This window comes from Gelidibacter pelagius (assembly GCF_017581925.1).
GTDB classification, from domain to species: domain Bacteria; phylum Bacteroidota; class Bacteroidia; order Flavobacteriales; family Flavobacteriaceae; genus Gelidibacter; species Gelidibacter pelagius.
This window is the reverse complement of sequence record NZ_JAGEVG010000003.1, coordinates 65616-90226: the sequence shown is the minus strand read 5'-3', so window position 1 is coordinate 90226 and position 24611 is coordinate 65616. Positions and strand designations below refer to the sequence as shown.

Below are 24611 nucleotides of genomic sequence, written 5' to 3'. Positions count from 1 at the left end.
AAATGTGCTTTGAAATAAGATTCAATTCTCTTCTTTCAAAAAACTATGTGAGTTACTATAGTTCAGCATTTGGCTTGAGAAAGATTCTGGCTGGGTAACTTTTATTGAAGTAATCTCACCATGGTCATCTCTGTCTGGCATCAAAACAGGATTTACAAATCCGCTATAGGGCGCATCAGGGAATTGCGCATTTCTTTCTAAAATTTCCTTGTGTAATGTTTGATCTACCTTAACACCGTAGGTTTCCACCAGAGCCTCAACGGCTTTATAATCGCCTTCTGACTTGATGCGTTGGGTTTCACGAAGCAACTGTCCAAAAAGCTCATGCAGCTTTTCATAATCGTTGATATTGTAATAGGTTTTTCCATCACGGGTGATTTTTTCAATGACATTGTCATTTTTGCCTTTGTCAAAAACCCAAGCACTCACCCATTGTCTATTTCTCATGTGGGCTTGTTCAACATCGTCGCCCAAATTCAAGCGGATCAACTGGGTCATTAGCCCGTTGCGGATATAGCTATTATAAGCAGCCATCCCCACTTTTTTCCAATCGTCTACCAACCCAAGCTCTTGTAGTTTTGGATTGTACAGATAATAAAGCCCTACTAAATCAGCACGACCTTCTTCTAAAGTTGACGCATAGTTTTTAAGTGTTTCTTTAGTTTCACCTACACCAGGATTCAATTGCCCCGAAGCATGACCAACCACTTCATGTAAGGCCGTGTGCAACTTGCTTGCTACCTGACCGTATTCTTGCTCCAATTTTAATTCATCTTCATCATTTACAAATTCTTTTAACCTACCTGCACTTCCTGCATTATTATAGGCTTCGATAATATTGCCAAGAGAAACCGATTTACTTCCAACCGCTGCTCTAATCCAATTGGCATTTGGTAAATTAACTCCAATTGGTGTGCTCGGCGAAGCATCTCCAGCTTCACCTGCTACATTCACAACCTTATAAGTAACCCCTACAACATTTTTCTTTTTGTGAGCATCCATTAAAGGAGAATTGTCCTCAAACCATTGTGCGTTATCGGATAAAACTTTCATTTTTTGTGACATGTCAAAATCATTGATTTGAACGATGCTCTCATAAGAACCTCTATAGCCTATAGGATCATTGTAAACCTCAATAAAACCATTGATATAATCCACATTTCCTACAGTGGCAGCTGTCCATGCAACATTGTAGTCATCCCAGGTTTGCAAGTCACCCGTTTTGTAATATTGAATTAGAAGTCCCAATGCGTCTCCTTGGGCTTGGTTTTCAGCAACACCTTTCGCCAGTTCCAGCCATTTCACAACTTCATCAATGGCCGAACCATACAAACCACCTGATTTATAAACCAATTCTTTTAATTCGCCGTTTTCCTTTACCAATTTAGAATTGAGTCCAAATGACAAGGGTTTGTCTGGATTAGGCGATCTTTTATTCTTGTAAAACTGTACCACATCGGCAGTGGTGACATCTGTTCCATAAAAATTAACTGCTGATTGTGCCACATTATCTGCATCTTTAGCTTGATTGATTTTCTTTGAATCCTGATCATTAAAAATCACATCAAAAGCATCACCTTCCAATTGTGTATTGGTTGCGGTCAATAAAGATTTTAAATAGTCTTGAGAAAATTCTGCCTTTAATTTATCATTGGAATAATGGTGATGGATCCCATTGCTGAACCAAACACGTTTTAAATAGGTTTCAAAAGCTTTCCAATCGACCGAAGACTTATCCCCTTCATAATTACTATAGATGGTCTCTAATGCTTTTCTGATTTTAAGATTGTGACGGTAGTTTTGATCCCACATAATATCACGCCCTGCCAAACCTGCTTGGGTTAAATAATACACTAATTTTTGTTCTTTCAAAGTCAAGTTTTCCCACCCTGGAATTTGATATCGCAGAATTTTAACGTCGGCAAACTGCTCAACAGTATAATCAAATGCTGTGTCAACTTTTTCAGCCTGTGAAATTGAATCGTTGTTTGTTTTGGGTTCGTTTTTGCAGGCAAAAGTCAAGCTCATTGCTAGTGCAATCCCAAATATTGATTTTAAGTTCATTTGTTAATTTTTAAATTTTAATACTACAAATGTAATATTTATTAAGATACTATAAAATTGTCTATCTTTGATAAACTCTACAAAATCACCCAATGAAATTTATAAAATACCTCTTATTCTTACTGTTAATTGCTTTTATCGGAATGGCCATTTATATTGCAGTTCAACCCAATGATTTTGAAGTTACGGAAAGCACTACCATTAACGCTCCGAAAGCGGTGGTTTTCGATATCGTTTCAGATACCACTGATGTGGACTGGTCCTCATTTTGGAAAAGCTCTGAAACAATGCAGAAAACCATAGCCACCCCTAACGACTCAATTCACCAGACGTTTACAAGTAAGCGAATAAAAAAATCAGAATTAAAATGGAATTTTGTATCCAATGATGATGGCTCAACAACCGTTACTAGGAAGCTTGATGCTGACAATTTAGCGTTTATGACCAAGGCCAAATTTGCATTGTTTGGCGATAATGAAGAGGAACTTTCAGAGCAATTCAAAGCAGACCTGGAAAGTATCGATAAAAAAGTAGCAAAAAGTATGGCTACATATTCTATTAATGTTGACGGCATAACGGAATATGGTGGCGGTTTTTATTTGTACAAAACGATTTCTTCCACCGGAAGCAATAAAAGCACTACCATGAGAGAGCAATATGATGACATCAGAACATTCATGAATGCTCATAACATCTCCGCCAGTGGCATGCCATTCACAATCTATATTGAAATGAACCTGGAGAATGGCAATGTAATTATGAGCAATGCCATCCCCGTAAGTGAAAGGGTCATTATTGCAGAAGACAGTAATGTGCTTAATGGATTTATGGAACGCACCAAAGCACTTAAGGTGACTTTAAGAGGGAACCATACCAATTTAAAAGAAGCGTGGACCATTGCTCAAAAATATCTAAAAGATCAAAATATAGAAGCCTCAGAAATAAGTCCGTTTGAGGTTTATAAGAATGATCCTGCCCAACTTCCTAATCCTGCACATTGGGTTACTGAAATCTATATTCCTATTAAAGAATCCGCTGAAGACTTGTGAAACAACTAATATTGGTTTTTATTGGAGGTGGCTTTGGTAGCGTCCTGAGATTTATCATCGGGAAATATCTCAACAGCCATGCAACCGGTATTCCTTACGGCACCTTTGCAGCTAATATTTTAGGGAGTTTATTGATTGGCATTATTTTAGGTTTGGCCGTAAAGAACAATACTTTAACCCAAAACCAAATCTTATTCCTTGCCACCGGGTTTTGTGGCGGATTCACCACCTTCTCAACCTTTGCTTATGAGAATCACATCTTTTTAAAATCGGGCGATTTTATGAGCTTTGCCATCTATACTATAGCGAGTTTTGTCGTCGGATTTTTAGCTGTTTTCCTCGGAATGTATTTGGTGAAAAGTTGATCTGAGTTGTTTCGGAGAACTGCACGAAGTTTCATTTCCCGAAGATCTCGCGGATTTTCGCAGAAATGTTGCATATAAAAATTAAAGACTAAAGCAATCACCCAACTAATCACTGCTGACCGTCTACTGTCTACTACCAACTGCTGACTGAATAACTATTTCAAAAACGCCATAACACCCGCCCTCACCTCAACATCTACATAATTTTCCCGCGGTACAATTGGGCAAGAATACTTTTCATCGTAGGCACAATAAGGATTATATGCTGTATTGAAATCGATAGTCATGATTTCGCCATCTGGAATGCTCAAATCGATATAACGTCCGCCCCCGTAAGTTTCATCTCCATTGGTGTCATCTAAAAAGGGTAAAAACAGGTAATCTTCAAAGCCTGCTTCATTCAATAAATCTTGATCCTGGTAAACGCTCAAGGTGTACGACTCTCCTTTTAAATCGAAAGAAATTTCACCATATTTTAAATACGTAGGAAGCCTATCTGTTGTAGTTTTCATTTTGAAAGGCTTTTCATCGACGGATTTCGTGAAAGTTGCTTCTACCACATACAGAGAATCAAATTTAAAAAAGTCCAATCCTGTAAACTCTCTTCTATCTTTCTGTTTTAAAGGCGACTTTGAAGCATCTTTAAACTCTGCATTGAGATTTCTTTGAAACTCTGTCTCGCCTTGAATTGGTTGTTTATCCTGAGCACAACCCCATAAAAAAATGAATCCCAACAAAAATGAATATAGTGTTTTCATAAAAAAGTAATTGATTTGCAAACATACAATTTTAACTTAATGACCATAGTTTATTTCGATGATTCCGTATTTTTACAAACAAGAGGCTGGTATTTCGGAATTCGAGGATTTAGGACCATAATTACTGTTTTTTTTTATAAAAAGAGTCACAATAACCTCAAAACAAAGTTTAAAAAATGACAAACGTTTATAAAGTATTAATTATTGGCGCAGGCCCAATTGGCATAGCCTGCGCATTGGAATGCAAAAAAAGAAATTGGCACTATGTTGTCCTTGAAAAAGGTGCGTTGACAAATTCTCTATTCAACTATCCGAAAAACATGACTTTTTTTTCAACGTCAGAAAAGTTAGAGATTGATGACATACCATTTATCAGCAATAATCCAAAGCCCAATAGAGACGAGGCTCTCGAATACTATAGACGTGTAGCTACGTCCAACGAATTGAACATCCGTCTATACGAGGAAGTCATGACCATTAAAAAATTGGAGGACAATTTTGTAGTCACCTCTTCCAAAACGAAATATCACGTGAACAAAGTGATTATCGCCTCTGGATTTTATGACATTCCAACATTATTAAATGTTCCAGGGGAAGATTTACCGAAGGTCACCCATTATTATAACGAAGCCCATCCTTATGCTATGCAAGACGTAGTTGTGGTCGGCGCAAGCAACTCCTCAGTAGATGCAGCCCTCGAAATTTGGCGCAAAGGAGGAAACGTAACCATGGTCATCAGAGGCTCAGAAATCGGAGAGCGCGTGAAGTATTGGGTGAGACCGGACATCATCAATCGAATTAAGGAAGGAAGTATAAAAGCTTACTACAATTCAGAAGTCGTTGAGATTGTAGACACTGAAATAACCATTAAAACGCCAGATGGCAAAATCACGTTACCTAATGATTTCGTTGTAGCGCTTACAGGGTATAGTCCTAATTTCGAGTTTTTAATCAATTCAGGAATTAAACTCTCCAATGATAAAGCCCGCTTACCTCAATATGATCCCGACACTATGGAAACCAATATATTAGGATTATATTTAGCTGGGGTTATCTGTGGTGGCATGGAAACGCATAAATGGTTTATCGAAAACTCAAGGATTCATGCTAAAATAATCATTGAACATATCGAAACGTTAAGCACTAAAAAGATTTAAATTATGGAACAGTGGGAAAAACTGCCGGTATTCCAAAAGGCACGTGAAATCATGGATCTTGTTGGTTCCATCATCGATTCCGTTGAAAGGACCGATATTACATTTGAGGATCCGATTGAGGCTGAAATGATGCAGCACAATCTCAAATATTTGGGCATGAATGCTTCCATAATTCCTGCTAAGATAGCTGGCGCCTCATCTGAGGATATGCTCTACGACATTAGAATGGAGAATGCCACCATTATTAGAAAAGCGGCAATGGAATTGATTACTGATGCCAGAGGCCTGGAAATGCATGGGTATCCGGATACCGAATATTTAGATATCTTAAGAAATGAGGTCGAAGAATTTAGGGTATTGTTTGCGGAATGGGTCAAAACCTTCGATTGCTGGAACTATATTATTGATCGTTGGGGTCTCTTTAATCCGCCGGGAGTCAACTATGACGATGACGATCCAGATGACGACATCCCATTTAATTTTGATGATTTTGATGGATTTGATGATCTTTAAGGACGGAACTATTTTATAGGTCGCACTTCATTGTATTTTATCACATGAGACAAAACAATCTGAGTTTTAGTTTCACCATAAACAATGAGTTGGTCTATAAAGCTTTCCAAATGTTTCTGGTTCTTAAGGACCACTTCCATAACAATATTTTCATTGCCCGTTATTCTGTAGCAATTCAAAACTTCATCGTAGGTTTTCACCTTTTCCAAAAATGGTTTCAGCATGCCCATAAACGCTCTTAAGGTAATAATTGCCTTCAGCTGATAACCGGCCTCAAAGGGAGATACAAAGGCATGATAACCCTGAATAATTCCGGCATCTTCCATCTTTTTTATACGTTCAGAAACTGCAGGAGAACTGATTCCAACCTGTCTCCCGATTTCAGCGTTAGACTGACGTGCTCCGTTTTGTAAACACTTCAAAATCTTCCAATTAAGCGAATCTATACTCATTTAAAGAAAATTAACTATATTACTTTAATTATTAAAGCAAATATACCCTTTTACTTTAAGATCAATTCTAATACCATCAGATTTGTCACTAAATTTGATAAATTGCTTTTATTAATCATGTCGAACCCAATTCCATCTTACCTACCTGAAATGCCGCTTTATAAAAAGGCGATAGAAATTATTATTCTTTCAAGAAGTATTTCAACATATTTAAATCAAGATTTAGCATACTTAAAACCAGATGGTTCTGAAGATACAGACATTTATTTCTCTGGTGATATTGTACAACAATCCTCATCTTTGGCTCCTGAAATTGTCAATGCAGAAATGGAACGTCATACAGATAAAAAATACAAGCACATTGCTTCTTTGGAGCGTTTGACTAATTTACTCTATAAAAACTGTAAACGTTTAGAAAAAAGCCACAGTAATGGTAGAGAATACCTTCCTATCTTGAGAAGAGAGTTAAGAAAATTTAGAAGATTGCAGCATACTTGGATGATGACTTTGTAACACTTTAAATTCCAAACAAAACAAATTCCAAATTCCGAGTCTATCGGCAGATAGGCATATTTCAATAAGGATCTTAAAAAACACTAAAAATTGCTTAATTGCAGATTTTACAGTTTTCCTTTTCTTGCAATTCACCAATCAAATACCCAGCCTCGTTTACTTTAAAATCACAGCACTCTACAAAACCTTGGGCAACCAGTTTTCTCGCACGCTGAATCTGTGATTTCACAGTTGGTAAGGGCAAGTCTAACCGCTCAGAAATTTGAGCCTGTTTTAAACCTTGAATATCAGCTAAAATTAAAGGGCTCCTATATTTTTGTGGTAATGCTTTGATGATGCCACGCAAACAGTCTTCCCGTGTATGTTCAGAATTGGTGTGTTCTTCGACAATATCCTTTTCTTCAATTGGATGCCTAAGGTTATTTTGTCTAAAATAATCTATAACCGTATAGCGAGCAATGGAGAACACCCATGCCTTGATTTTTCGATCGTCTTTTAAGGAATCCAGTTTTACATGGACTTTGATAAATGTTTCCTGAAGCAAGTCATCAGCTATAGCGGCATCCTTTACCTTACTTAATATAAAGCGCCTGATGTCTTGTGCATATAAATCCCAAACGGTTTTCGTTTTCATAAAAGCTCATTAAAAAAGAGTCCACTTTAGTATAAAATTACTAAAATAGACTCTTATTATTAACATTTTAAACTAAGCTTAACAGTTGCAATTCTGACATGTACAGTTTTCACAGGTACAAGCCACACAATTTCCTTGTTGACAACTGTCGCAGTCGCAGAAACACTCTTTATTATTCATGATCTATATATTTTAATGTTCATCTAATAGACGTGAAAAGATTGAAAAAGATGCATTTTTTGAAACTTTTTTATAAACTTAGAATAATGGAGGAGCAAAACCCGATCCATAAACAGATTATTACTCAAAATAACGTCGCCACTCGAATTGTTTAAATATTAGAAAAGAACCCATCCTGATGCCACTTTTCAGGGTTTGCATCAATATAATTCGAAATGTTTTTATAAGATTTCTGCTGTCTAATGATATGGTCGTGAAATGACCTTTTCCAGGCGAAATCTTCAAAACCTGCAAGATGGATCATTTTTGAAGATGTTGTTTTAAAAGCCCCAATTAAACTTGACAGCGATTTTATTTTAATCGAAAGATGCTCTATTCTTAAACGATCAATTTCTATTATAAGATGGACATGATTTGGCATGATTACATAATTATGGACCAAAACATAAGGATATTGGGCCTCCAACCAATTGATTTGATTCTGGACAATCAATCCATATTCATTCAACTCCATTTTCTTCTTGGATTCTTTTGAAACCAATTTATCATGATTTTCAGAACCTACGGACAGCTCGCGTACGGACAGGTCGTGACCTGTCCCTTCCACAACCCTCCCCAAACAACAGACCATATTTTGCACACAAATTGTGACGAAATATAAATTATCTCGGGAATAATCATATCCTTTCAACCGATTTCTCTTCCGATTTTTCATTTTGATGCTACAAAACAATATTAATACTGATACTGATACTGAAAATTATGGAATATTTTCCAATTTTCCACGTACGGACAGCTCGCGAGCTGTCCCTACAAAATCCCAAATAACCAAACCATGAAATTATTAACAACACATCCATCATTAATCGCTATTGAAATCGAAAAACATGCTAATATACGCCGCTCTCAGCGCACGGACAGCGTACGGATATCGCGCGCGGACAGCTCCCGAGCTGTCCCTACATAATCCAAAAAACCAAATCACATCTATTTGCTCTATTTAAAAATCATCAAATCGATTCTTCGGGACTTTTTTCACAGATTATTGCAAACAAAAAACCTGACAGGTTTCGGAAACCTGTCAGGTCTGAATAAAATAGATCTTGCAATATTTTTAATTAAACCAAACTAATCAAGACCATTCCAGCCCTCAATTTGGCTTTCTGCCAAAAAATACTTTTCTGATTTAATGGTGTAGATCAGCCAATCAAAATAATTTTTTGATTTTCTCGTAAACTTGTAACGTAGTGTAGTTTCCATAATCGAATCATTTTATAGGTTATACTTAAATAGGTAAATAGCGACCCTACAAAATTAGTTCTGAAAGCTGATAACAGCACAATTTCTAAACACATATTAGTTGTTTTACATTTTTAACTACCTAATATGCATTGATTTACATAAATTAACGATAAACGGTTAAGTTTATTAATGAAAAAATCCTGAACGCTTTTCGTTCAGGATTGATTTTGTTTTTCGAGAAATATGATCAAATTTATGTAGAGTGGCTTAAAAAACTATAGACACGCTCACTCAATACTGTATACATAAGTTTTAGGAAAAATAATTATGGATTAACTGAATCACGATGGAACAAACGAGATCCCACCTAATACAGGGCTAAGCCTTTGGACTTCGCTCAGGTCGAAAAAATTGAAAATAATATCCGAAAAAGGAAAATGTGCTATGCAAGGACATCTCGCGAGCTGTCCTTGCTACATATTTCTGCGATACTGACCGCCCACTTCAAATAAAGCTTCGGTGATTTGACCCAATGAAGCCACTTTACACACTTCCATCAAGGCTTCAAAAATATTCTCATTATGAATGGCTTTATGCTGCAAGTCATTTAGCAAGTCTTTTGTATCATTTCCTTTGTGAAGATTTTCAAGCGTTTGGATCTGGAATTGCTTCTCTTCTTCAGTAGCTCTTATCACTTCTTTCGGAATAATCGTTGGCGACCCTTTACTGCTTAAAAAGGTATTCACCCCAATGATTGGAAACTCGCCATTATGCTTTAAAGTCTCATAATACAAGCTTTCTTCCTGAATCTTACTGCGTTGGTACATAGTTTCCATAGCTCCGAGAACGCCTCCTCTTTCGGTAATACGATCAAACTCCAACAACACTGCTTCTTCTACCAAATCGGTCAGCTCTTCGATGATGAACGAGCCTTGGATAGGGTTTTCATTCTTAGCCAGTCCTAATTCTTTGTTGATAATCAATTGTATCGCCATGGCACGTCTTACCGATTCTTCTGTTGGTGTTGTAATGGCTTCGTCGTAAGCATTGGTATGTAGCGAATTACAGTTGTCATATATGGCGTACAAGGCTTGAAGTGTCGTCCGAATATCGTTGAAATCAATCTCCTGCGCATGCAAACTACGCCCGGAAGTTTGGATGTGATACTTCAACATTTGTGCTCTTGGATCGGCGCCATATTTGTTTTTCATTGCCTTAGCCCAGATCTTACGGGCCACACGACCAATCACTGCATATTCAGGATCGATACCGTTGGAGAAAAAGAAAGACAGGTTTGGACCAAATTTGTTGATATCCATCCCTCTACTCAAATAGTACTCCACATAGGTAAATCCGTTGGACAAGGTCAATGCCAATTGCGTAATTGGATTGGCTCCGGCTTCTGCTATATGATATCCTGAAATGGACACCGAATAGAAGTTGCGCACATTGTTTTCGATGAAATATTCCTGTACATCGCCCATCAATCGCAATGCAAATTCTGTCGAGAAAATACAGGTGTTTTGCGCCTGATCTTCTTTCAAAATATCGGCTTGAACGGTACCACGAACTTGAGCAATCGTTTTGGTTTTGATATCTTGATACACGTCATTCGGCAATACCTGATCACCTGTAACGCCCAAAAGCATTAATCCTAAACCGTCATTACTTTCTGGCAAGTCGCCTTTATAGCTTGGACGTTCCACCTCTTTATCTTTATAGATTTTGACGATTTTGGCCTCGACTTCCTTTTCGAGTCCGTTTTCCTTGATATAAAGTTCACATTGTTGATCAATAGCGGCGTTCATAAAAAAGCCCAACAGCATTGGCGCAGGGCCATTGATGGTCATACTTACAGAAGTCATAGGATGCGACAGATTAAAACCTGAATACAGTTTTTTGGCATCGTCCAAACAACAAATGCTCACTCCGGCATTTCCGATTTTCCCATAAATATCGGGACGATGATCAGGATCGTTTCCATAAAGTGTGACGCTATCAAAAGCGGTTGACAAGCGTTTTGCCGGTAGTCCCATACTCACATAATGAAAGCGACGATTGGTTCTTTCCGGACCGCCCTCGCCAGCAAACATACGCGCTGGGTCTTCTCCCGTTCTTTTAAAAGGGTAAAGTCCAGAGGTAAAAGGAAATTCACCCGGAACATTCTCTTGTAAAATCCATCTTAAAATATCACCCCAAGCCTGATATTTTGGAAGGGCAACCTTTGGAATCTGTAAATGTGAAAGGGATTCTGTATGGGTTTCAATCTTTATTTCTTTACCTCTAACCTTAAAAGCATAAACAGGATTTTTGTAGGTATTGACTTTTTCATCCCAACCAGTAATGACTTCCCAGTTGTAAGGATCAAGGTTTAATTTGACCCGGTCAAATTCGCCTACCAACAGTTTTAGGAAATCTTTGTTTTCGACATCGCTTGAGTTGATCGATTGATTATCTATACCAGCTTTGTCCAATTCCGGGGTCTGCCCGATTACCGATTCGATGGTTTTGTAAATCCCATAAAGCTTTTGTGCCACTTCAACTTGTTCAGTTGCCGTTTTGTCATAAGCCCGATTATTTTCTGCTATCTCAGAGAGATATCGCGTTCTAGCTGGAGGAATTACAAAAATCTTTTCGCTCATTTCATCAGAAATGGTAAAGGTCGATTTTAAATCGGCCTTGGTTATTTCGACGATTTTATCCATAATCGCCTTATACAGGGTATTCATTCCTGGATCATTAAATTGTGAGGCAATTGTCCCGAAAACAGGTAAGTCTTTTGGATCAACATCCCACAAGAGATGATTACGTACATATTGTTTTTTGACATCACGGAGTGCATCCAAGGAACCACGTTTATCAAATTTGTTGATGGCCACCAAATCGGCAAAGTCGAGCATGTCAATCTTTTCCAATTGTGTAGCGGCACCAAATTCAGGTGTCATGACGTATAACGACACATCCGAATGCTCAATAATTTCCGTATCTGATTGACCAATTCCCGAAGTTTCGATAATGATTAAATCATATTCTGCAGCTTTTAAAACTTGAATGGCTTCATTGACATATTTTGAAAGTGCAAGATTGGATTGGCGGGTCGCCAAACTCCGCATATAGACACGAGGATTATTGATGGCATTCATCCGAATACGGTCTCCAAGAAGAGCACCTCCTGTTTTACGTTTTGACGGATCCACAGAGACTAAACCTACAGTTTTCTCTGGAAAATCAATTAAAAATCGACGCACCAACTCATCCACCAAAGATGATTTCCCAGCACCTCCAGTTCCAGTTATTCCGAGAACCGGTGTTTTGGAAGTTTTATTTTTAATATGAATTTTATCCAAGAGGTCATCTGCAACTTCTGGAAAGTTTTCAGCAGAAGAGATGATTCTTGCAATGGCCTTTGGATTTTTTTTCTTTAAATCATTTAATTCAACATCCAACACATCACCTATCGCATAATCAGAGGTTTTAACCAAATCATTGATCATGCCCTGCAAACCCATTTCCCTTCCGTCGTCTGGAGCATAAATTCTGGTAATGCCATAATCCATCAATTCTTTGATTTCTGATGGCAGAATGACACCACCACCTCCACCAAAAATCTTGATATGTCCTGCGCCTTTTTCCTTTAATAAATCATACATGTATTTAAAATACTCATTATGACCACCTTGATAAGAAGTTATCGCAATGGCATTGACATCTTCCTGAATGGCAGTATTGACCACTTCTTCTACACTTCTATCATGTCCTAAATGAATAACTTCAACCCCTGTAGATTGGATAATGCGTCGCATGATGTTAATTGCTGCATCATGCCCATCAAAAAGAGAAGCAGCAGTTACTATTCTGACTTTATGTTTTGGTTTGTATGGTGTTGCTTGTATCATTGTTGAAAATTGAAATTATACGTCCTGCAAATTTACAGATTTTATAAAACAAGTCACCTCATATTGTGAATAGTTTAAATTTGCAAGAGGGGTTGCAGCGGCATCCTTTTTTAGGCATTTATAAACTAACCAAAAAATAATCCAATTCCCCAAGATGCCTAAAAAAGATATAGCGGAAAACCCGGTTTTTATTTCAAAAACTTGCCCAAAGACTTATTATCTAAACTATTTGACATATTTTTGGACTTACTAACAATTAATTTTATTATGAAAAAATCAATAGTTGTTTTACTTACATTTTTTACCGTCTATTCTTGTGCAGAGTTACAGGGCGTTGTTGATTCATTGCCACAAGGCGGTGGAGTTTTAAGCAATACCGATATTGCATCTGGTCTAAGACAGGCTTTGGATATGGGTATTGAGAAACAAGTGACCAAACTGACCAAAACGGATGGTTTTTATAGAAATGAACTTGTTAAAATACTTTTACCTGCGGAATTACAAAAAGTTGACAAAGGTTTACGTGATATAGGACTTGGAAATCTGGCCGATGAAGGCTTGAAAGTACTCAACCGAGCTGCTGAAGACGCGGTTAAGGAAGCCACTCCAATTTTTGTGGGTGCAGTTAAGGAGATTACCTTTGCCGATGCAAGGAACATTCTTTTGGGCACTGATGACGCCGCAACACAATATCTTACCACTAAGACCCAAACATCTTTATATGATAAATTTCATCCTGTAATCAATACGTCGTTCGCTAAGGTTGGTGCTGATCAAATTTGGCAAAACCTGATCAACAGGTACAATGCGATACCGTTTACCAGCAAAGTCAATCCGGATTTGACGGATTATGTCACCGAACAAGCTTTAAAAGGTGTTTACACGATGATTGCGGTTGAAGAAAAAGAAATTAGAAATAAAGTAGGCGCAAGAAGCACAGATCTTTTAAGACGGGTTTTCGCTCTGCAAGATTCGAAATAGTCTCATAAAAATAGAAACCTCGAGAAAAATTTTTTAAGTTCAAAAGTCGATGGAACAATTCCATCGACTTTTTTTATGAATATTTTTAAAAATTTAACTTGTTCGCTATGTGGAATTTAGATATATTTAACTTTCAAATTCTTGTAGTCATGAAAACTTCATTGGAAATCAAAACGCACCAACTCAAACTACAAACACGGTATAAGCAACTTATTGAACAAGCCTACAACGTCCGTCAAACAGATCATGCTTTAAGTGATATTTCGGAATACAAAGCCATCAAGCTTTTAAATAAACTGAACCGTTTGAAATATTTACACAGAGATATAACTCCAAAAGCTCTAAATTAAACATTATCAAAACTTTAACGTTCCCGCCACGTCCTTAGCGACTTACAATACGTATTTATAGTTTAAGATCATATCCTATTAACCCATGAATACACAAAATTGCAAAGTCGGAAAAGTTAAGTTTAGCCTCAACGAGGTGTTGAACTTAAAGGAAGTAGAAAAAAACTACATAAAATTTACTGAAGAAGCCTATAATATGTTACAATTGGACGCCAGTTTGAGCGACTTTCTATACCATGAAGCTTCCAAATTGAGAAAGATCATCCTTAACTTAAAGAATGCTAAGACCACTGATGTTGATGCAGCGTTTTAAAATAATCAAACGCTTTCAGTAATCGCGATCCATACCAAGAGAACATTTCGCCATCCACCACTTGAATAGTGGCTTTTGGGAAGAATGGTCTGATCTCTTGTATGTGCTCTTCTTTGAATGGAAATGGCTCGCTGGAGAGCAAAACAAGTTCTGCGTTTTCCGGAAGTGATGCGTCGAGCACAACTTCTGGATAGCGACTGAGATGCCCAAAATAATTCTCTAAGCCATTTAATCGCAATAATTCGTCAATAAAATTATCTTTTGCAGCGACCATCCAAGGGTCTTTCCAAATAAAATAAGCGGCAGTTTTTTTAGGCCTGTCTTTTATAAAATCCTCAAAATCAGATATCTTTTCAGATATGTTGTTTATAAGGACAGTGGCAACGTCTTCTTTGGAAAAAAGTATGCCATATAATTTGATTAGATCCAAAGTATCTCCAATCGTATAAATATCACTGATGTGTACAGTGGCTATTTTCTCCAACTCCTGAATCATTTCTTTGGTGTTTTCTTCTTTATTGCACAAGATGATATCAGGCTTCAAGTCTATTATTCTATCAAAATGAACCTGTTTTGTACCGCCAACGATGACCTTCTCTTCCTTTAGATGAATGGGGTGAACGCAGAATTTGGTCATTCCAACAATTGAAGATTCCAAACCTAAATCCACCAATAGCTCCGTTTGTGATGGAACCAAGGAGATGATCCGTTTTGGAGTTTTATCTACTTCAATATGTCTATGGAGTTGATCTTTCATTTGATGTTCGTAGAGCTTTCTCAAAGAGGTTTTCGCAAAGTTTTCTCGCTGAGGCTGAGTCGCCAAGTAAAGTTCGCTTTAAAACTTCACAAATTTTCGATTTTTTAGATACTTAAGTCGTAGAAATTAAAGATATCAAAACGCGTTTAAAATCGCGGCCATTTCCTGTTGTAATTCCTTAGCCTTCTCGGCAGCAAATTCAGCAAAATCCTTTCCGTTTGATGCATAAATGATTCCTCTTGACGAGTTGATCAATAAGCCTACCGAGTCATTCATTCCGTATTTGCAAACGTCCTGAAGATTACCCCCTTGCGCGCCTACTCCAGGAACCAACAAGAAACTGTCCGGAATAATTTTTCGGACATCGGCTAAATACTCTGCTTTTGTAGCCCCCACAACATACATAAGATTTTCAGGATTTTTCCAAGTTTGCGAAGTCTCCAAAACCCGCTTATACACTTCTTTGCCCTCAATTGTTTTAGTTTGAAAATCAAATGCCCCTTCATTGGAAGTCAAGGCCAAAAGAATGGTATGTTTTTCTTTAAATTCCAAAAATGGTTCAACAGAATCCTTTCCCATATAGGGGGCAACGGTAACACTGTCAAAACCCAAGTCTTCGAAAAAAGCTTTGGCGTACATGCTGCTTGTATTGCCAATATCGCCGCGCTTGGCATCGGCAATAGTAAAAATTTCAGGATGGTTTTGATTGAGGTATTGAATCGTTTTTTCGAGAGATTTCCAACCCTTTAATCCGTAAGCCTCATAAAATGCCGTGTTGGGCTTATAAGCTACACACAAATGATGAGTGGCATCAATTACGGCTTTATTAAAAGCAAAAATAGGATCTTCTTCTTTGAGAAGGTGTTTTGGAATTTTGTTCAAATCGACATCAAGTCCAATACACAGAAAAGATTTTTTTATTCTGATTTGATCAATGAGTTGTTGTGTTGTCATACATCAAAAAAAACCTCAAAATGAGGCTTGATATTAAATTACGTCTGTACTTGCTTTTAACTTCTGGGTATTTTCTGCCAATTGCAGCTCGTCAATAATACGCTGAATATCGCCATTGACAATATTGCCCAAATCATAAAGTGTCAAACCAATTCTATGATCTGTGACACGTCCCTGTGAATAATTATAAGTTCTAATTTTAGCACTTCTATCTCCAGAACTCACCATAGAACCACGTTTTTCAGCATCTTCAGCATTTTTCTTGGCCAGTTCCATCTCGTATAAACGTGAGCGCAGTACTTTAAATGCCTTCTCTTTATTTTTGTGTTGTGATTTCTGATCCTGACACTGTGCCACCAACCCCGTTGGAATGTGGGTTAGACGCACTGCAGAATACGTGGTATTCACCGATTGACCACCTGGGCCCGAAGAACAGAAAAAGTCAATTCTAACATCTTTTGGGTTTATCTCTACGTCAAATTCTTCAGCTTCTGGAAACACCATGACCGTTGCAGCACTCGTATGAACACGTCCTTGGGTTTCGGTTTGAGGTACGCGTTGTACACGGTGTACCCCTGCTTCAAACTTCATGGTACCGTAAACATCTTCACCTGAAATGGCAAATTGAATTTCTTTAAAACCTCCATTGGTGCCTTCACTATAATCAACCACATCTACTTTCCAACTTTTGCTTTCGCAATATTTACTGTACATTCTGAACAAATCACCAGCAAAAATACTGGCCTCATCACCGCCTGTTCCTGCACGAAGTTCCACAACGGCATTTTTCACATCTTCGGGATCTTTCGGAATCAACATCATACGAATTTCTTCTTCCAGCTTTGGAATGCCGTCCTTGGCCTCATCATATTGCATCTTGGCCATTTCCACCATTTCTGGATCGCTGCCATCATCTAAAATCTCTTCGGCTTCAGCCAAATTGTTAGTCAATTCTAAATACTCCTCACGCTTATCCATCAACTTGCGCAATTCCTTATATTCTTTATTGAGGTCTATATAACGCTTCTGATCGGACATGATGTTTGGCTGGATAATTAAATCGCTAACCTCATCAAAACGCTGTTTTACTATTTGTAACTTATCTAACATAAATGGTTTAATTGTGATGCAAAAGTACAATAATTTCTTAATTTCGAATTGGGAAATTTCATTATGGCTCAAAGAAAAGCAACAAAAGAAGAATGATTTGCCACACACAAAAAAAGTTGAGTTGAAATATTTTCAAGAAATAAGTTCGTGAAAATTTCGTTTCATATTTATGACACACCGCTTAGAAGCCATATTACTGTTTTATAAACCCTTCTTTTTATGGTCTATGGGCATCAATATTCTGATTGTTATATTCACACCACACGTCTTACCAAGTATCATCACCAAACTATTGCTCACATTTTTTGTGTGGTTCTTAGTGCGTGAAACCAATGCCAAACGCAAATTGATTTTTTATAAGAATTTAGGCGTATCTACATGGCGACTATTTTCAACACTTTTTGTGATTGACATGGTAATAACCATCAGCTTTTTGCTATTAATTAAAGCATTTATATGATTATTGAATTGGATAGCGTTGAATTGTATTTTAATGAACGACGCATCCTAAATGGCATCTATTTAAAAGCTGAAACCGGCCATATCGTGGGTCTCTTAGGAAGAAATGGCTCCGGAAAAAGTTGTTTGCTCCAAATTCTATTTGGATCCTTACGACCAAAATATAAGTTTGTTAAGCTTGATGACGAACCACTTACAAAACCGCTTTATGCTTTAAATATTGCTTCTTATCTTCCCCAGCATCATTTAGCGCCAGATCATTTAAAAATTAAAACTTTATTTCAGATCATGAAATTGGATTGGGAAGATTTTATAAGCCATTTTGAGAATTTCCAGACCTATCACAACGCAAGAATAGGTAGACTGTCTGGTGGAGAACGTCGTGTCATTGAAACCTATGCCGTTTTAAAACAAAAACGAAAAATAATTTTGTTGGACGAACCATTCTCCAATATTGCACCTCTGCATATTGAAAAAATTAAAGCACTAATAATTTCAGAAAAATTAAATAAAGCCATTATGATTACCGATCATTATTACAGAGATGTCATTGATATTTGCGATGATCTATATCTTTTGAATAATGGCTGTACCAAAAAAATCGACAAATTGGCGGAGCTTGAGGATTACAAGTATCTAAATCCCGGAAAATTGAAATCATAAATTTAAGGGGCCTTGCAATCGGGCGGAGCCACGACGAATAAATAAGAAATTGTCTTTTCGATCAAAACAAGTCTGGTGGTAAATAAAACCATTAATGAAAATAAAAAAGGAGGCTATCAACCTCCTTCTCCATAGTCATTTAAAATTTTATCCACATTTTGAAGACCCACAGTCCTTGCAGGTCAAGCAACCTTCCTGATAAATTAGGTTTTCAGATTTACAGCTGCTGCACGATTGACCTTTTACCTGAGTACCATCTTCAACATAACGTTTCAAAGCTCTTGCCACACCATTTTTCCAGGTGTTGATGGACTCTGTATCCAATTGCAAACTGTTGATCAAGTCTACAACTTTATCAATTGGCATCCCGTGACGCAAGGTACTTGAAATCATTTTAGCGTAGTTCCAATATTCCGGATTGAACTTGTGCGACAAGCCTTCAATGGTTGTTTTATAACCTCTAATGTTTTTGTATTGAAAATCGTAGCGCGATGTACCGTCTTCATTTCTGTTTTTGATAATCAAGCCTTCATTTGCCCAACGAGGAATCAAAATACCATCTTCGTCATCAGCGAGACCAGTGAAAATCTCATAAGGCTTACCATCGATCAAACCGATAAAGGCAATCCACTTTTCTTTGTTATTTTGAAATCTCACCACATCGGCTTCCAAAGTTTGCGGACGCTTAGTTGGAAATGTCGTCAAGGTTTCTTGCTCTTCTTCTTTCTTTTCTTCATTCGAAATCAAAACCCCAGAACGTGAGCCATCTCGATAGACGGTAACCCCTTTACAGCCTTTCTCCCAAGCTTCCATATAAAGTTGCCCTACCAACTCTTCAGTAGCATCATTTGGCAAGTTAATGGTCACACTAATAGAATGATCCACCCATTTTTGAACTGCACCCTGCATAGAGACTTTACTCATCCAATCCACATCATTGGAGGTGGCCTTATAATATGGCGATTTTTTGATCAATGCATCCAGTTCCTTTTGCTCGTAATTTTTACTGATGTCATAGCCGTTGACCTCCATCCATTGTTTGAACCTATGGTGGAACACTACATATTCTTCCCATGAATCCCCTACCTCATCCACAAAATCTACACGAGCTTCCTTGTCGTTAGGATTTACTTTTCGACGTCTTTTATAAACGGGCATAAATACAGGCTCAATACCCGAAGACGTTTGGGTCATCAAACTTGTGGTTCCGGTTGGCGCAATAGTCAATAAAGCGATATTGCGACGACCAAATTCTGTCATGTCATAATATAGTTTTTCATCGGCCGCTTTCAAACGCTGAATGAACGGGTTGTTCTTTTCACGCTCCATATCAAAAAACGCAAAAGCTCCACGCTCCTTAGCTAAATCAACCGAAGCACGATAAGCCGCCAATGCTAAGGTTTTATGGACTTCCACTGAGAATTCATTTCCTTTTTTACTCCCATACTTAATGCCCAAAGCAGCCAACATATCACCTTCTGCGGTAATTCCAACGCCTGTTCTTCTGCCTTCTTTTGCTTTAGTCCTGATGTTGACCCATAAATTTCTTTCGGTAGCTTTGACCTCATCTTCTTCAGGATCAGCATCAATTTTCTGTAAAATGACATCGATTTTCTCCAATTCCAAGTCGATAATATCATCCATTATCCGTTGCGCTACACCAACATGTTTTTTGAAAAGCTCAAAATTGAATTTAGCTTCTTTTGTAAAAGGTTGCTCGACGTATGAAAATAAATTGATGGCCAATAAACGGCAAGAATCGTAAGGACACAATGGAATTTCACCGCATGGATTGGTGGACACTGTTTTATAACCTAAATCAGCGTAACAATCTGGAAGCGATTCATTAATAATGGTATCCCAAAATAAAATTCCAGGTTCAGCAGATTTCCATGCGTTATGGACAATTTTTTTCCAAATAGCATTCGCTTCAATGGTTTTCGAGAACTTGGGATTATCACTGAAAATTGGATATTTCTGAGTATAAGAGCTGTCCGATTTCACTGCTTTCATGAACTCGTCGTCTATTCTTACAGACACGTTAGCTCCAGTAACTTTACCTTGCTCGAGTTTGGCATCAATAAAATCTTCAGCATCCGGATGATTGATGGAAACCGACAACATTAAGGCTCCTCGACGTCCATCTTGCGCCACTTCTCTTGTAGAATTGGAATAACGCTCCATAAATGGAACAATACCAGTTGAAGTCAAAGCCGAATTCTTGACCGGGGAACTTTTTGGACGAATGTGTGACAAATCGTGACCTACCCCACCACGGCGTTTCATCAATTGAACTTGTTCTTGGTCAATTTTCATAATGCCACCATACGAATCAGATTCGCCGGCATTGCCGATCACAAAACAATTAGAAAGTGAGGCAATTTGAAAAGGGTTACCAATCCCTGCCATCGGACTTCCTTGAGGCACAATATATTTGAAATCTTTGATGAGATCAAAAATCTCCTGTTCTGACATTGGGTTTTGATATTTAGACTCAGCACGTGCAATTTCTTTTGCAATACGGCTGTGCATATCATTTGGCGTCAATTCATAAATATGACCATCGGAATCTTTAAGGGCGTATTTATTTAACCAAACTCTTGCGGCCAAATCATCACCTTTAAAATAGTCTAAGGCAGCATTAAAAGCTTCTTCTTGTGTGTAGGTCAGGGCTGGGGAGGTAAGCGTGTCAACTTTCATGGATTAATATACTTTTATCAATTAAAAAAATGTTTTATAAAAGTATAAAGAAACGAAAAATAAACAACTCGGTCTATGATCAAAATCATGAAGTTTACAAGTAAACGAATATAACTACATAGAAATCAATGTATTAAATATTTATCAACATTATAAAGTTAACAAATATTTTATATTCATGTATGCTCTCGAAAATTAGAAATTAAATGTCACACCTATGCCCAAGAGTTGCTTCCATTGCACTCTTGCACCGCGCTCAACATATTCACCATCCACCCCCGTAGGCGTCGAAATTTTGATATCATCATCGTATTTCAAATGGGAACTTAAAGATGCTTTTACAAATTGGTTGACCTTAAAATCAAAATTGACCAACCAATCCACATCCACATTTCCAAAATTGTCAATATAGTCCGTATACAAATTGAGCTTGGTAGAAATTTTAATGTTTTCATACATTTCGGTCTCAAAAAAATGGGACACCAAAATACCAACTTCGTTTCTTATACGCTGTCCTGATCTGATCAAATTCCCCTCAGCATCATAAACCGCGGGTTCAACGCCAAAAGCCCCCTTATTTGCCAAGGCCTCATCCAAGACAAACGTGGTTTTAACCGTTAAAGGTGAAAAGTAAAATGAAAACTTGTCAAAATCTTTACCATACTCAGCACCAGCACCAACGAACATATATCCAGGAGCCATAAACTTTGAGATGGGCGTTTCTTTATTAGGGTAATTATAACCATTGGTAAACTGCGACTTGAAGTTAACATGTCCAGAGAAAAACCAATTGGTTAAGGAATCCTTTCTATACCCGATTTTGGAATCAAGCTCAAGAATATCTTCAGTTTTTCTTACCTTTTGTGATTCTTGCTTGTTCACACCATAGCGGATTTTACCGCTGTTCTTCCAGAAAAAGTTTTGACGATCATAATTTAATGAGGAGTTCAATCCCAAGAGTCCAGAGATAGAATTACTACCTCCTGAATTCCAGTTGACAAAGGTCACTTCACTGATATCCAAACTGACTCTGTTTTTTTGAATCCATTTTGGTTCCTCAACAGCAGCAACCGAATCTGTATCTGTTGTTTGACCGTTTAAAAACTGACATAGCAACACTATGCACATACATAAAATCTTTCTCATTAAGTAGGGGTTTAATGGTTTAGACCAGTTTTAATATTCAAATTCTCCAAATTCACTTTTAATGGTCAACTGTTTTTTAGCGGCATTCTCCACCCTACCCACTATCTGTGCTTCTACGTTAAACGATCTAGATATTGAAATCAGATCTTCAGCGATTGAGGGAGACACATATAGCTCCATACGGTGGCCACAGTTGAATACTTGATACATTTCCTTCCAATTGGTATTGGATTGCTCCTGAATCAACTTAAACAACGGAGGAATTGGAAATAAATTATCTTTTATGATATGAAGGTCATTTATAAAATGGAGAATTTTGGTTTGGGCACCACCACTGCAATGCACCATCCCATGGATATCTTCTGAATTGTATTTAGATAAAATCTTTTTGATTATCGGCGCATAGGTCCGTGTAGGCGAAAGCACCAATTTCCCTGCATCCAAAGGAGAGCCTTCTACGGCATCAGTCAACTTAACGTTTCCTGAATACACTAAATGTTCAGGGACAGATGCATCAAAACTTTCTGGAAACTTAGCAGCCAAATACTTATGAAACACATCATGTCGCGCAGAAGTGAGTCCATTGCTGCCCATTCCGCCGTTATACTCGCTTTCATAGCTTGCTTGACCTGAAGAGGACAGACCAACAATAACATCTCCGGCCCGAATATTGGCATTATCGATGACATCAGAACGCTTCATACGTGCTGTAACGGTAGAATCCACTATAATGGTACGCACCAAATCACCTACATCAGCAGTTTCACCTCCGGTAGAATGGATAGTAACTCCAAAGGATTTTAACTCTGCAATCAATTCTTCTGAGCCATTAATAATAGCAGAAATCACCTCACCCGGGATTAAATTTTTATTTCTTCCAATAGTAGAAGACAGCATAATATTATCCGAAGCACCCACACAAAGCAAATCGTCAATATTCATGATCAATGCATCTTGCGCGATACCTTTCCAAACCGAAAGATCACCGGTCTCCTTCCAATACATATAGGCCAATGAGGATTTTGTACCTGCACCATCAGCGTGCATGATTAAACAGTAGTCTTCATCATTGGTGAGATAATCTGGAACAATTTTACAAAACGCCTGTGGAAACAGACCTTTATCAATGTTCTTAATGGCATTGTGCACATCTTCCTTAGAAGCGGATACGCCTCTTTGGGCATACCTTTTACTTACGTCTTGACTCATAACATTAATTGGAAATGCAAAAATAAGGATTGTATATTAGTTTTCCTTGATAATAGGATTTGAATTCATAATGGAGGGCGTGTCTTTTAAAAGTCTTTCCCTTTTATTTCCGTCGCCAAAGTAAATATTGGTCCCGACCAAAATCCGCCAATAAGTGTCATCAGACCCTCCTGAAATCACGCCGTCAAGTGTGTCGCTTAATACAAAGTTGTAGTCTGCCATAAGCCGTAAACCCAATCTTTTAGCGGCAATAACCTCAATCCCGGCACCTCCCTGAAATTTGGTTGCAGTTTGTGTAAAATAATTAGAAGCATTTAAACCTCCTCCAGCAAATAAAAACGGCGAAAAATTCTGATATGGAGACATGAGATATTCCAAGTTCAGATCAAAAGACATAAACCCCTCATTATAGATATCTTCAAATGCGAGGTTGAACTTATTATAGGTCAAACCTATATTGAGATGTGGAGAAAGACTTCGTTTATAACCTGCACGGAATGCGATTTCAAAAATCGGATTTGGCAAATCTCCATTGATAATTGATGTACCAATGCCTACATCAATGACATTCGCACCTCTATAGTCGAAGAAAAAAGTTTTTTTATCAAGGGTCTTGTTTACCTCCAAATCCTCGTTTTGTGCAAGCGTCTTAAAACTGACAGACGTTATGATTATTAAAGTAGCAATTTTTATAAAAAAGGGATAAGCTTTCATAATTATTTAATATGATTCAAATTTAAATCCTTCGATTTTGATATCAAAGGTTTAACAATAAATTCAGATTAACAAATACTATAACACTTGCCGTGTTTTAGCCATAAAAAAAGGACAGCTAATTCTATTGAATTAGCTGTCCTTTACTGTTTTCACTATATGATTAAATAATGGTTTTTTTCTTAATAGAAACCAACTTAAAATCCAAGTTGAGCATTCTTTTGAACCCCATCATGTACAATTACTACAGTATCTTGTTTCATAACCGGAGCATCATCATTCGAATCACCTTGAGAAAACAAATAAGTCGCAAATGCCAAAGCCGCTAGGCTCAGAATAAGTTTTTTCATTTTAATAATTATTGATTAATAGCATGACAAATATAAGAAATCAAGTGGCTGAACACGAGCTTTCAAGCATCTATTATTCCAT

General features: G+C 37.5%; 25 protein-coding genes. 10 read left to right on the top strand and 15 right to left on the bottom strand.

What is annotated here, in order from left to right:
* Positions 1–21 precede the first annotated feature (21 nt).
* Complete coding sequence (locus tag J4051_RS03545) at positions 22–2064, bottom strand: dipeptidyl-peptidase 3 family protein (RefSeq protein ID WP_208232486.1); 2043 nt, start codon at positions 2062–2064, stop codon at positions 22–24.
* Between the two features lie 92 nt (positions 2065–2156).
* Between J4051_RS03545 and J4051_RS03540 the strand changes: the two genes are divergently transcribed.
* Together J4051_RS03540 and crcB are read left to right on the top strand one after the other, a co-directional pair.
* On the top strand, positions 2157–3113 hold the full coding sequence (locus J4051_RS03540) for an effector binding domain-containing protein (protein ID WP_208232485.1): 957 nt from the start codon (positions 2157–2159) through the stop codon (positions 3111–3113).
* On the top strand, positions 3110–3478 hold the full coding sequence (gene crcB, locus J4051_RS03535; RefSeq protein ID WP_208232484.1) for a fluoride efflux transporter CrcB: 369 nt from the start codon (positions 3110–3112) through the stop codon (positions 3476–3478). Before J4051_RS03540 ends, crcB begins: the two co-directional genes overlap by 4 nt.
* Positions 3479–3633: 155 nt before the next feature.
* On the opposite strand, the gene J4051_RS03530 is transcribed toward crcB, so the two are convergent.
* Complete coding sequence (locus J4051_RS03530; protein WP_208232483.1) at positions 3634–4236, bottom strand: DUF1684 domain-containing protein; 603 nt, start codon at positions 4234–4236, stop codon at positions 3634–3636.
* A 176-nt stretch (positions 4237–4412) separates the two neighbouring features.
* On the opposite strand from J4051_RS03530, the gene J4051_RS03525 reads away from it, so the two are divergent.
* Complete coding sequence (locus J4051_RS03525) at positions 4413–5393, top strand: YpdA family putative bacillithiol disulfide reductase (protein WP_208232482.1); 981 nt, start codon at positions 4413–4415, stop codon at positions 5391–5393.
* Between the two features lie 3 nt (positions 5394–5396).
* Positions 5397–5906: a hypothetical protein gene (locus tag J4051_RS03520; protein ID WP_208232481.1), complete on the top strand. Its 510-nt coding sequence runs from the start codon at positions 5397–5399 to the stop codon at positions 5904–5906.
* Positions 5907–5914: 8 nt separating this feature from the next.
* Here the strand turns inward: J4051_RS03520 and J4051_RS03515 are convergent, their stop codons facing one another.
* Complete coding sequence (locus J4051_RS03515; protein ID WP_208232480.1) at positions 5915–6358, bottom strand: Lrp/AsnC family transcriptional regulator; 444 nt, start codon at positions 6356–6358, stop codon at positions 5915–5917.
* A gap of 117 nt (positions 6359–6475) precedes the next feature.
* Here J4051_RS03515 and J4051_RS03510 point away from each other — a divergent pair, with 117 nt between their 5' ends.
* Positions 6476–6871: a hypothetical protein gene (locus tag J4051_RS03510; protein WP_208232479.1), complete on the top strand. Its 396-nt coding sequence runs from the start codon at positions 6476–6478 to the stop codon at positions 6869–6871.
* A 94-nt stretch (positions 6872–6965) separates the two neighbouring features.
* On the opposite strand, the gene J4051_RS03505 is transcribed toward J4051_RS03510, so the two are convergent.
* The 4 genes from J4051_RS03505 to J4051_RS03495 form a co-directional block, all read right to left on the bottom strand.
* On the bottom strand, positions 6966–7505 hold the full coding sequence (locus J4051_RS03505; protein WP_208232478.1) for a sigma-70 family RNA polymerase sigma factor: 540 nt from the start codon (positions 7503–7505) through the stop codon (positions 6966–6968).
* A 331-nt stretch (positions 7506–7836) separates the two neighbouring features.
* Positions 7837–8400 (bottom strand): transposase, encoded by a 564-nt coding sequence (locus J4051_RS03500; protein ID WP_208232477.1) that lies wholly within the window; start codon positions 8398–8400, stop codon positions 7837–7839.
* Positions 8401–8813: 413 nt separating this feature from the next.
* Positions 8814–8945, bottom strand: coding sequence for a hypothetical protein (locus tag J4051_RS19120; protein ID WP_262897792.1), 132 nt, complete (start codon positions 8943–8945; stop codon positions 8814–8816).
* Between the two features lie 455 nt (positions 8946–9400).
* The gene (locus J4051_RS03495) at positions 9401–12823 is read right to left on the bottom strand and encodes a methylmalonyl-CoA mutase family protein (protein ID WP_208232476.1); all 3423 of its coding nucleotides are present in this window, start codon (positions 12821–12823) and stop codon (positions 9401–9403) included.
* 267 nt (positions 12824–13090) lie between these two features.
* Here J4051_RS03495 and J4051_RS03490 point away from each other — a divergent pair, with 267 nt between their 5' ends.
* From J4051_RS03490 to J4051_RS03480, 3 genes are all read left to right on the top strand, one after another.
* Complete coding sequence (locus J4051_RS03490; RefSeq protein ID WP_208232475.1) at positions 13091–13804, top strand: DUF4197 domain-containing protein; 714 nt, start codon at positions 13091–13093, stop codon at positions 13802–13804.
* Between the two features lie 149 nt (positions 13805–13953).
* Positions 13954–14154 carry a Lacal_2735 family protein gene (locus J4051_RS03485; protein WP_208232474.1) on the top strand — a complete coding sequence of 67 codons (201 nt, stop codon included), beginning with the start codon at positions 13954–13956 and terminating at the stop codon, positions 14152–14154.
* Between the two features lie 85 nt (positions 14155–14239).
* Entirely contained in the window at positions 14240–14467 is a 228-nt protein-coding gene (locus J4051_RS03480; protein ID WP_208232473.1) for a hypothetical protein, read from the top strand.
* On the opposite strand, the gene J4051_RS03475 is transcribed toward J4051_RS03480, so the two are convergent.
* The 3 genes from J4051_RS03475 to prfA all read right to left on the bottom strand — a co-directional run bounded on the left by J4051_RS03475 (position 14436) and on the right by prfA (position 17288).
* On the bottom strand, positions 14436–15224 hold the full coding sequence (locus tag J4051_RS03475; RefSeq protein ID WP_208232472.1) for an ABC transporter substrate-binding protein: 789 nt from the start codon (positions 15222–15224) through the stop codon (positions 14436–14438). The two genes, J4051_RS03480 and J4051_RS03475, sit on opposite strands and share 32 nt — an antisense overlap.
* Positions 15225–15359: 135 nt before the next feature.
* Complete coding sequence (pyrF, locus tag J4051_RS03470; RefSeq protein ID WP_208232471.1) at positions 15360–16178, bottom strand: orotidine-5'-phosphate decarboxylase; 819 nt, start codon at positions 16176–16178, stop codon at positions 15360–15362.
* Positions 16179–16211: 33 nt separating this feature from the next.
* A complete protein-coding gene (gene prfA / locus J4051_RS03465) occupies positions 16212–17288 on the bottom strand; it encodes a peptide chain release factor 1 (protein ID WP_208232470.1) in 1077 nt (358 codons plus the stop codon).
* A 169-nt stretch (positions 17289–17457) separates the two neighbouring features.
* Between prfA and J4051_RS03460 the strand changes: the two genes are divergently transcribed.
* Positions 17458–17748: a hypothetical protein gene (locus J4051_RS03460; RefSeq protein ID WP_208232468.1), complete on the top strand. Its 291-nt coding sequence runs from the start codon at positions 17458–17460 to the stop codon at positions 17746–17748.
* Positions 17745–18410 (top strand): ATP-binding cassette domain-containing protein, encoded by a 666-nt coding sequence (locus J4051_RS03455; protein WP_208232466.1) that lies wholly within the window; start codon positions 17745–17747, stop codon positions 18408–18410. The genes J4051_RS03460 and J4051_RS03455 overlap by 4 nt, the downstream gene beginning before the upstream one ends.
* A gap of 147 nt (positions 18411–18557) precedes the next feature.
* Here the strand turns inward: J4051_RS03455 and J4051_RS03450 are convergent, their stop codons facing one another.
* The 5 genes from J4051_RS03450 to J4051_RS03430 all read right to left on the bottom strand — a co-directional run bounded on the left by J4051_RS03450 (position 18558) and on the right by J4051_RS03430 (position 24529).
* Positions 18558–21110 (bottom strand): adenosylcobalamin-dependent ribonucleoside-diphosphate reductase, encoded by a 2553-nt coding sequence (locus J4051_RS03450; RefSeq protein WP_208232464.1) that lies wholly within the window; start codon positions 21108–21110, stop codon positions 18558–18560.
* A gap of 195 nt (positions 21111–21305) precedes the next feature.
* Positions 21306–22256 carry a DUF3078 domain-containing protein gene (locus J4051_RS03445; RefSeq protein WP_208232462.1) on the bottom strand — a complete coding sequence of 317 codons (951 nt, stop codon included), beginning with the start codon at positions 22254–22256 and terminating at the stop codon, positions 21306–21308.
* 30 nt (positions 22257–22286) lie between these two features.
* On the bottom strand, positions 22287–23465 hold the full coding sequence (locus tag J4051_RS03440) for an AIR synthase related protein (RefSeq protein WP_208232460.1): 1179 nt from the start codon (positions 23463–23465) through the stop codon (positions 22287–22289).
* Positions 23466–23501: 36 nt separating this feature from the next.
* Entirely contained in the window at positions 23502–24179 is a 678-nt protein-coding gene (locus J4051_RS03435; protein ID WP_208232458.1) for a Curli production assembly/transport component CsgG, read from the bottom strand.
* A gap of 197 nt (positions 24180–24376) precedes the next feature.
* Positions 24377–24529: a hypothetical protein gene (locus J4051_RS03430; protein WP_208232457.1), complete on the bottom strand. Its 153-nt coding sequence runs from the start codon at positions 24527–24529 to the stop codon at positions 24377–24379.
* Positions 24530–24611: the final 82 nt, after the last annotated feature.

Bases quoted from the DNA above. Each gene is read 5' to 3' on its own strand.
- J4051_RS03435 (WP_208232458.1), bottom strand. From the start codon at position 24,179: ATGAAAGCTTATCCCTTTTTTATAAAAATTGCTACTTTAATAATCATA.
- J4051_RS03450 (WP_208232464.1), bottom strand. From the start codon at position 21,110: ATGAAAGTTGACACGCTTACCTCCCCAGCCCTGACCTACACACAAGAA.
- J4051_RS03500 (WP_208232477.1), bottom strand. From the start codon at position 8,400: ATGAAAAATCGGAAGAGAAATCGGTTGAAAGGATATGATTATTCCCGA.
- J4051_RS03440 (WP_208232460.1), bottom strand. From the start codon at position 23,465: ATGAGTCAAGACGTAAGTAAAAGGTATGCCCAAAGAGGCGTATCCGCT.
- J4051_RS03480 (WP_208232473.1), top strand. From the start codon at position 14,240: ATGAATACACAAAATTGCAAAGTCGGAAAAGTTAAGTTTAGCCTCAAC.
- J4051_RS03510 (WP_208232479.1), top strand. From the start codon at position 6,476: ATGTCGAACCCAATTCCATCTTACCTACCTGAAATGCCGCTTTATAAA.
- J4051_RS03490 (WP_208232475.1), top strand. From the start codon at position 13,091: ATGAAAAAATCAATAGTTGTTTTACTTACATTTTTTACCGTCTATTCT.
- J4051_RS03525 (WP_208232482.1), top strand. From the start codon at position 4,413: ATGACAAACGTTTATAAAGTATTAATTATTGGCGCAGGCCCAATTGGC.
- J4051_RS03430 (WP_208232457.1), bottom strand. From the start codon at position 24,529: ATGAAAAAACTTATTCTGAGCCTAGCGGCTTTGGCATTTGCGACTTAT.
- pyrF (WP_208232471.1), bottom strand. From the start codon at position 16,178: ATGACAACACAACAACTCATTGATCAAATCAGAATAAAAAAATCTTTT.
- J4051_RS03475 (WP_208232472.1), bottom strand. From the start codon at position 15,224: ATGAAAGATCAACTCCATAGACATATTGAAGTAGATAAAACTCCAAAA.
- J4051_RS03445 (WP_208232462.1), bottom strand. From the start codon at position 22,256: ATGAGAAAGATTTTATGTATGTGCATAGTGTTGCTATGTCAGTTTTTA.
- J4051_RS03455 (WP_208232466.1), top strand. From the start codon at position 17,745: ATGATTATTGAATTGGATAGCGTTGAATTGTATTTTAATGAACGACGC.
- J4051_RS19120 (WP_262897792.1), bottom strand. From the start codon at position 8,945: ATGGAAACTACACTACGTTACAAGTTTACGAGAAAATCAAAAAATTAT.
- J4051_RS03485 (WP_208232474.1), top strand. From the start codon at position 13,954: ATGAAAACTTCATTGGAAATCAAAACGCACCAACTCAAACTACAAACA.
- J4051_RS03495 (WP_208232476.1), bottom strand. From the start codon at position 12,823: ATGATACAAGCAACACCATACAAACCAAAACATAAAGTCAGAATAGTA.
- J4051_RS03520 (WP_208232481.1), top strand. From the start codon at position 5,397: ATGGAACAGTGGGAAAAACTGCCGGTATTCCAAAAGGCACGTGAAATC.
- J4051_RS03530 (WP_208232483.1), bottom strand. From the start codon at position 4,236: ATGAAAACACTATATTCATTTTTGTTGGGATTCATTTTTTTATGGGGT.
- prfA (WP_208232470.1), bottom strand. From the start codon at position 17,288: ATGTTAGATAAGTTACAAATAGTAAAACAGCGTTTTGATGAGGTTAGC.
- J4051_RS03540 (WP_208232485.1), top strand. From the start codon at position 2,157: ATGAAATTTATAAAATACCTCTTATTCTTACTGTTAATTGCTTTTATC.
- J4051_RS03460 (WP_208232468.1), top strand. From the start codon at position 17,458: ATGACACACCGCTTAGAAGCCATATTACTGTTTTATAAACCCTTCTTT.
- J4051_RS03505 (WP_208232478.1), bottom strand. From the start codon at position 7,505: ATGAAAACGAAAACCGTTTGGGATTTATATGCACAAGACATCAGGCGC.
- J4051_RS03515 (WP_208232480.1), bottom strand. From the start codon at position 6,358: ATGAGTATAGATTCGCTTAATTGGAAGATTTTGAAGTGTTTACAAAAC.
- J4051_RS03545 (WP_208232486.1), bottom strand. From the start codon at position 2,064: ATGAACTTAAAATCAATATTTGGGATTGCACTAGCAATGAGCTTGACT.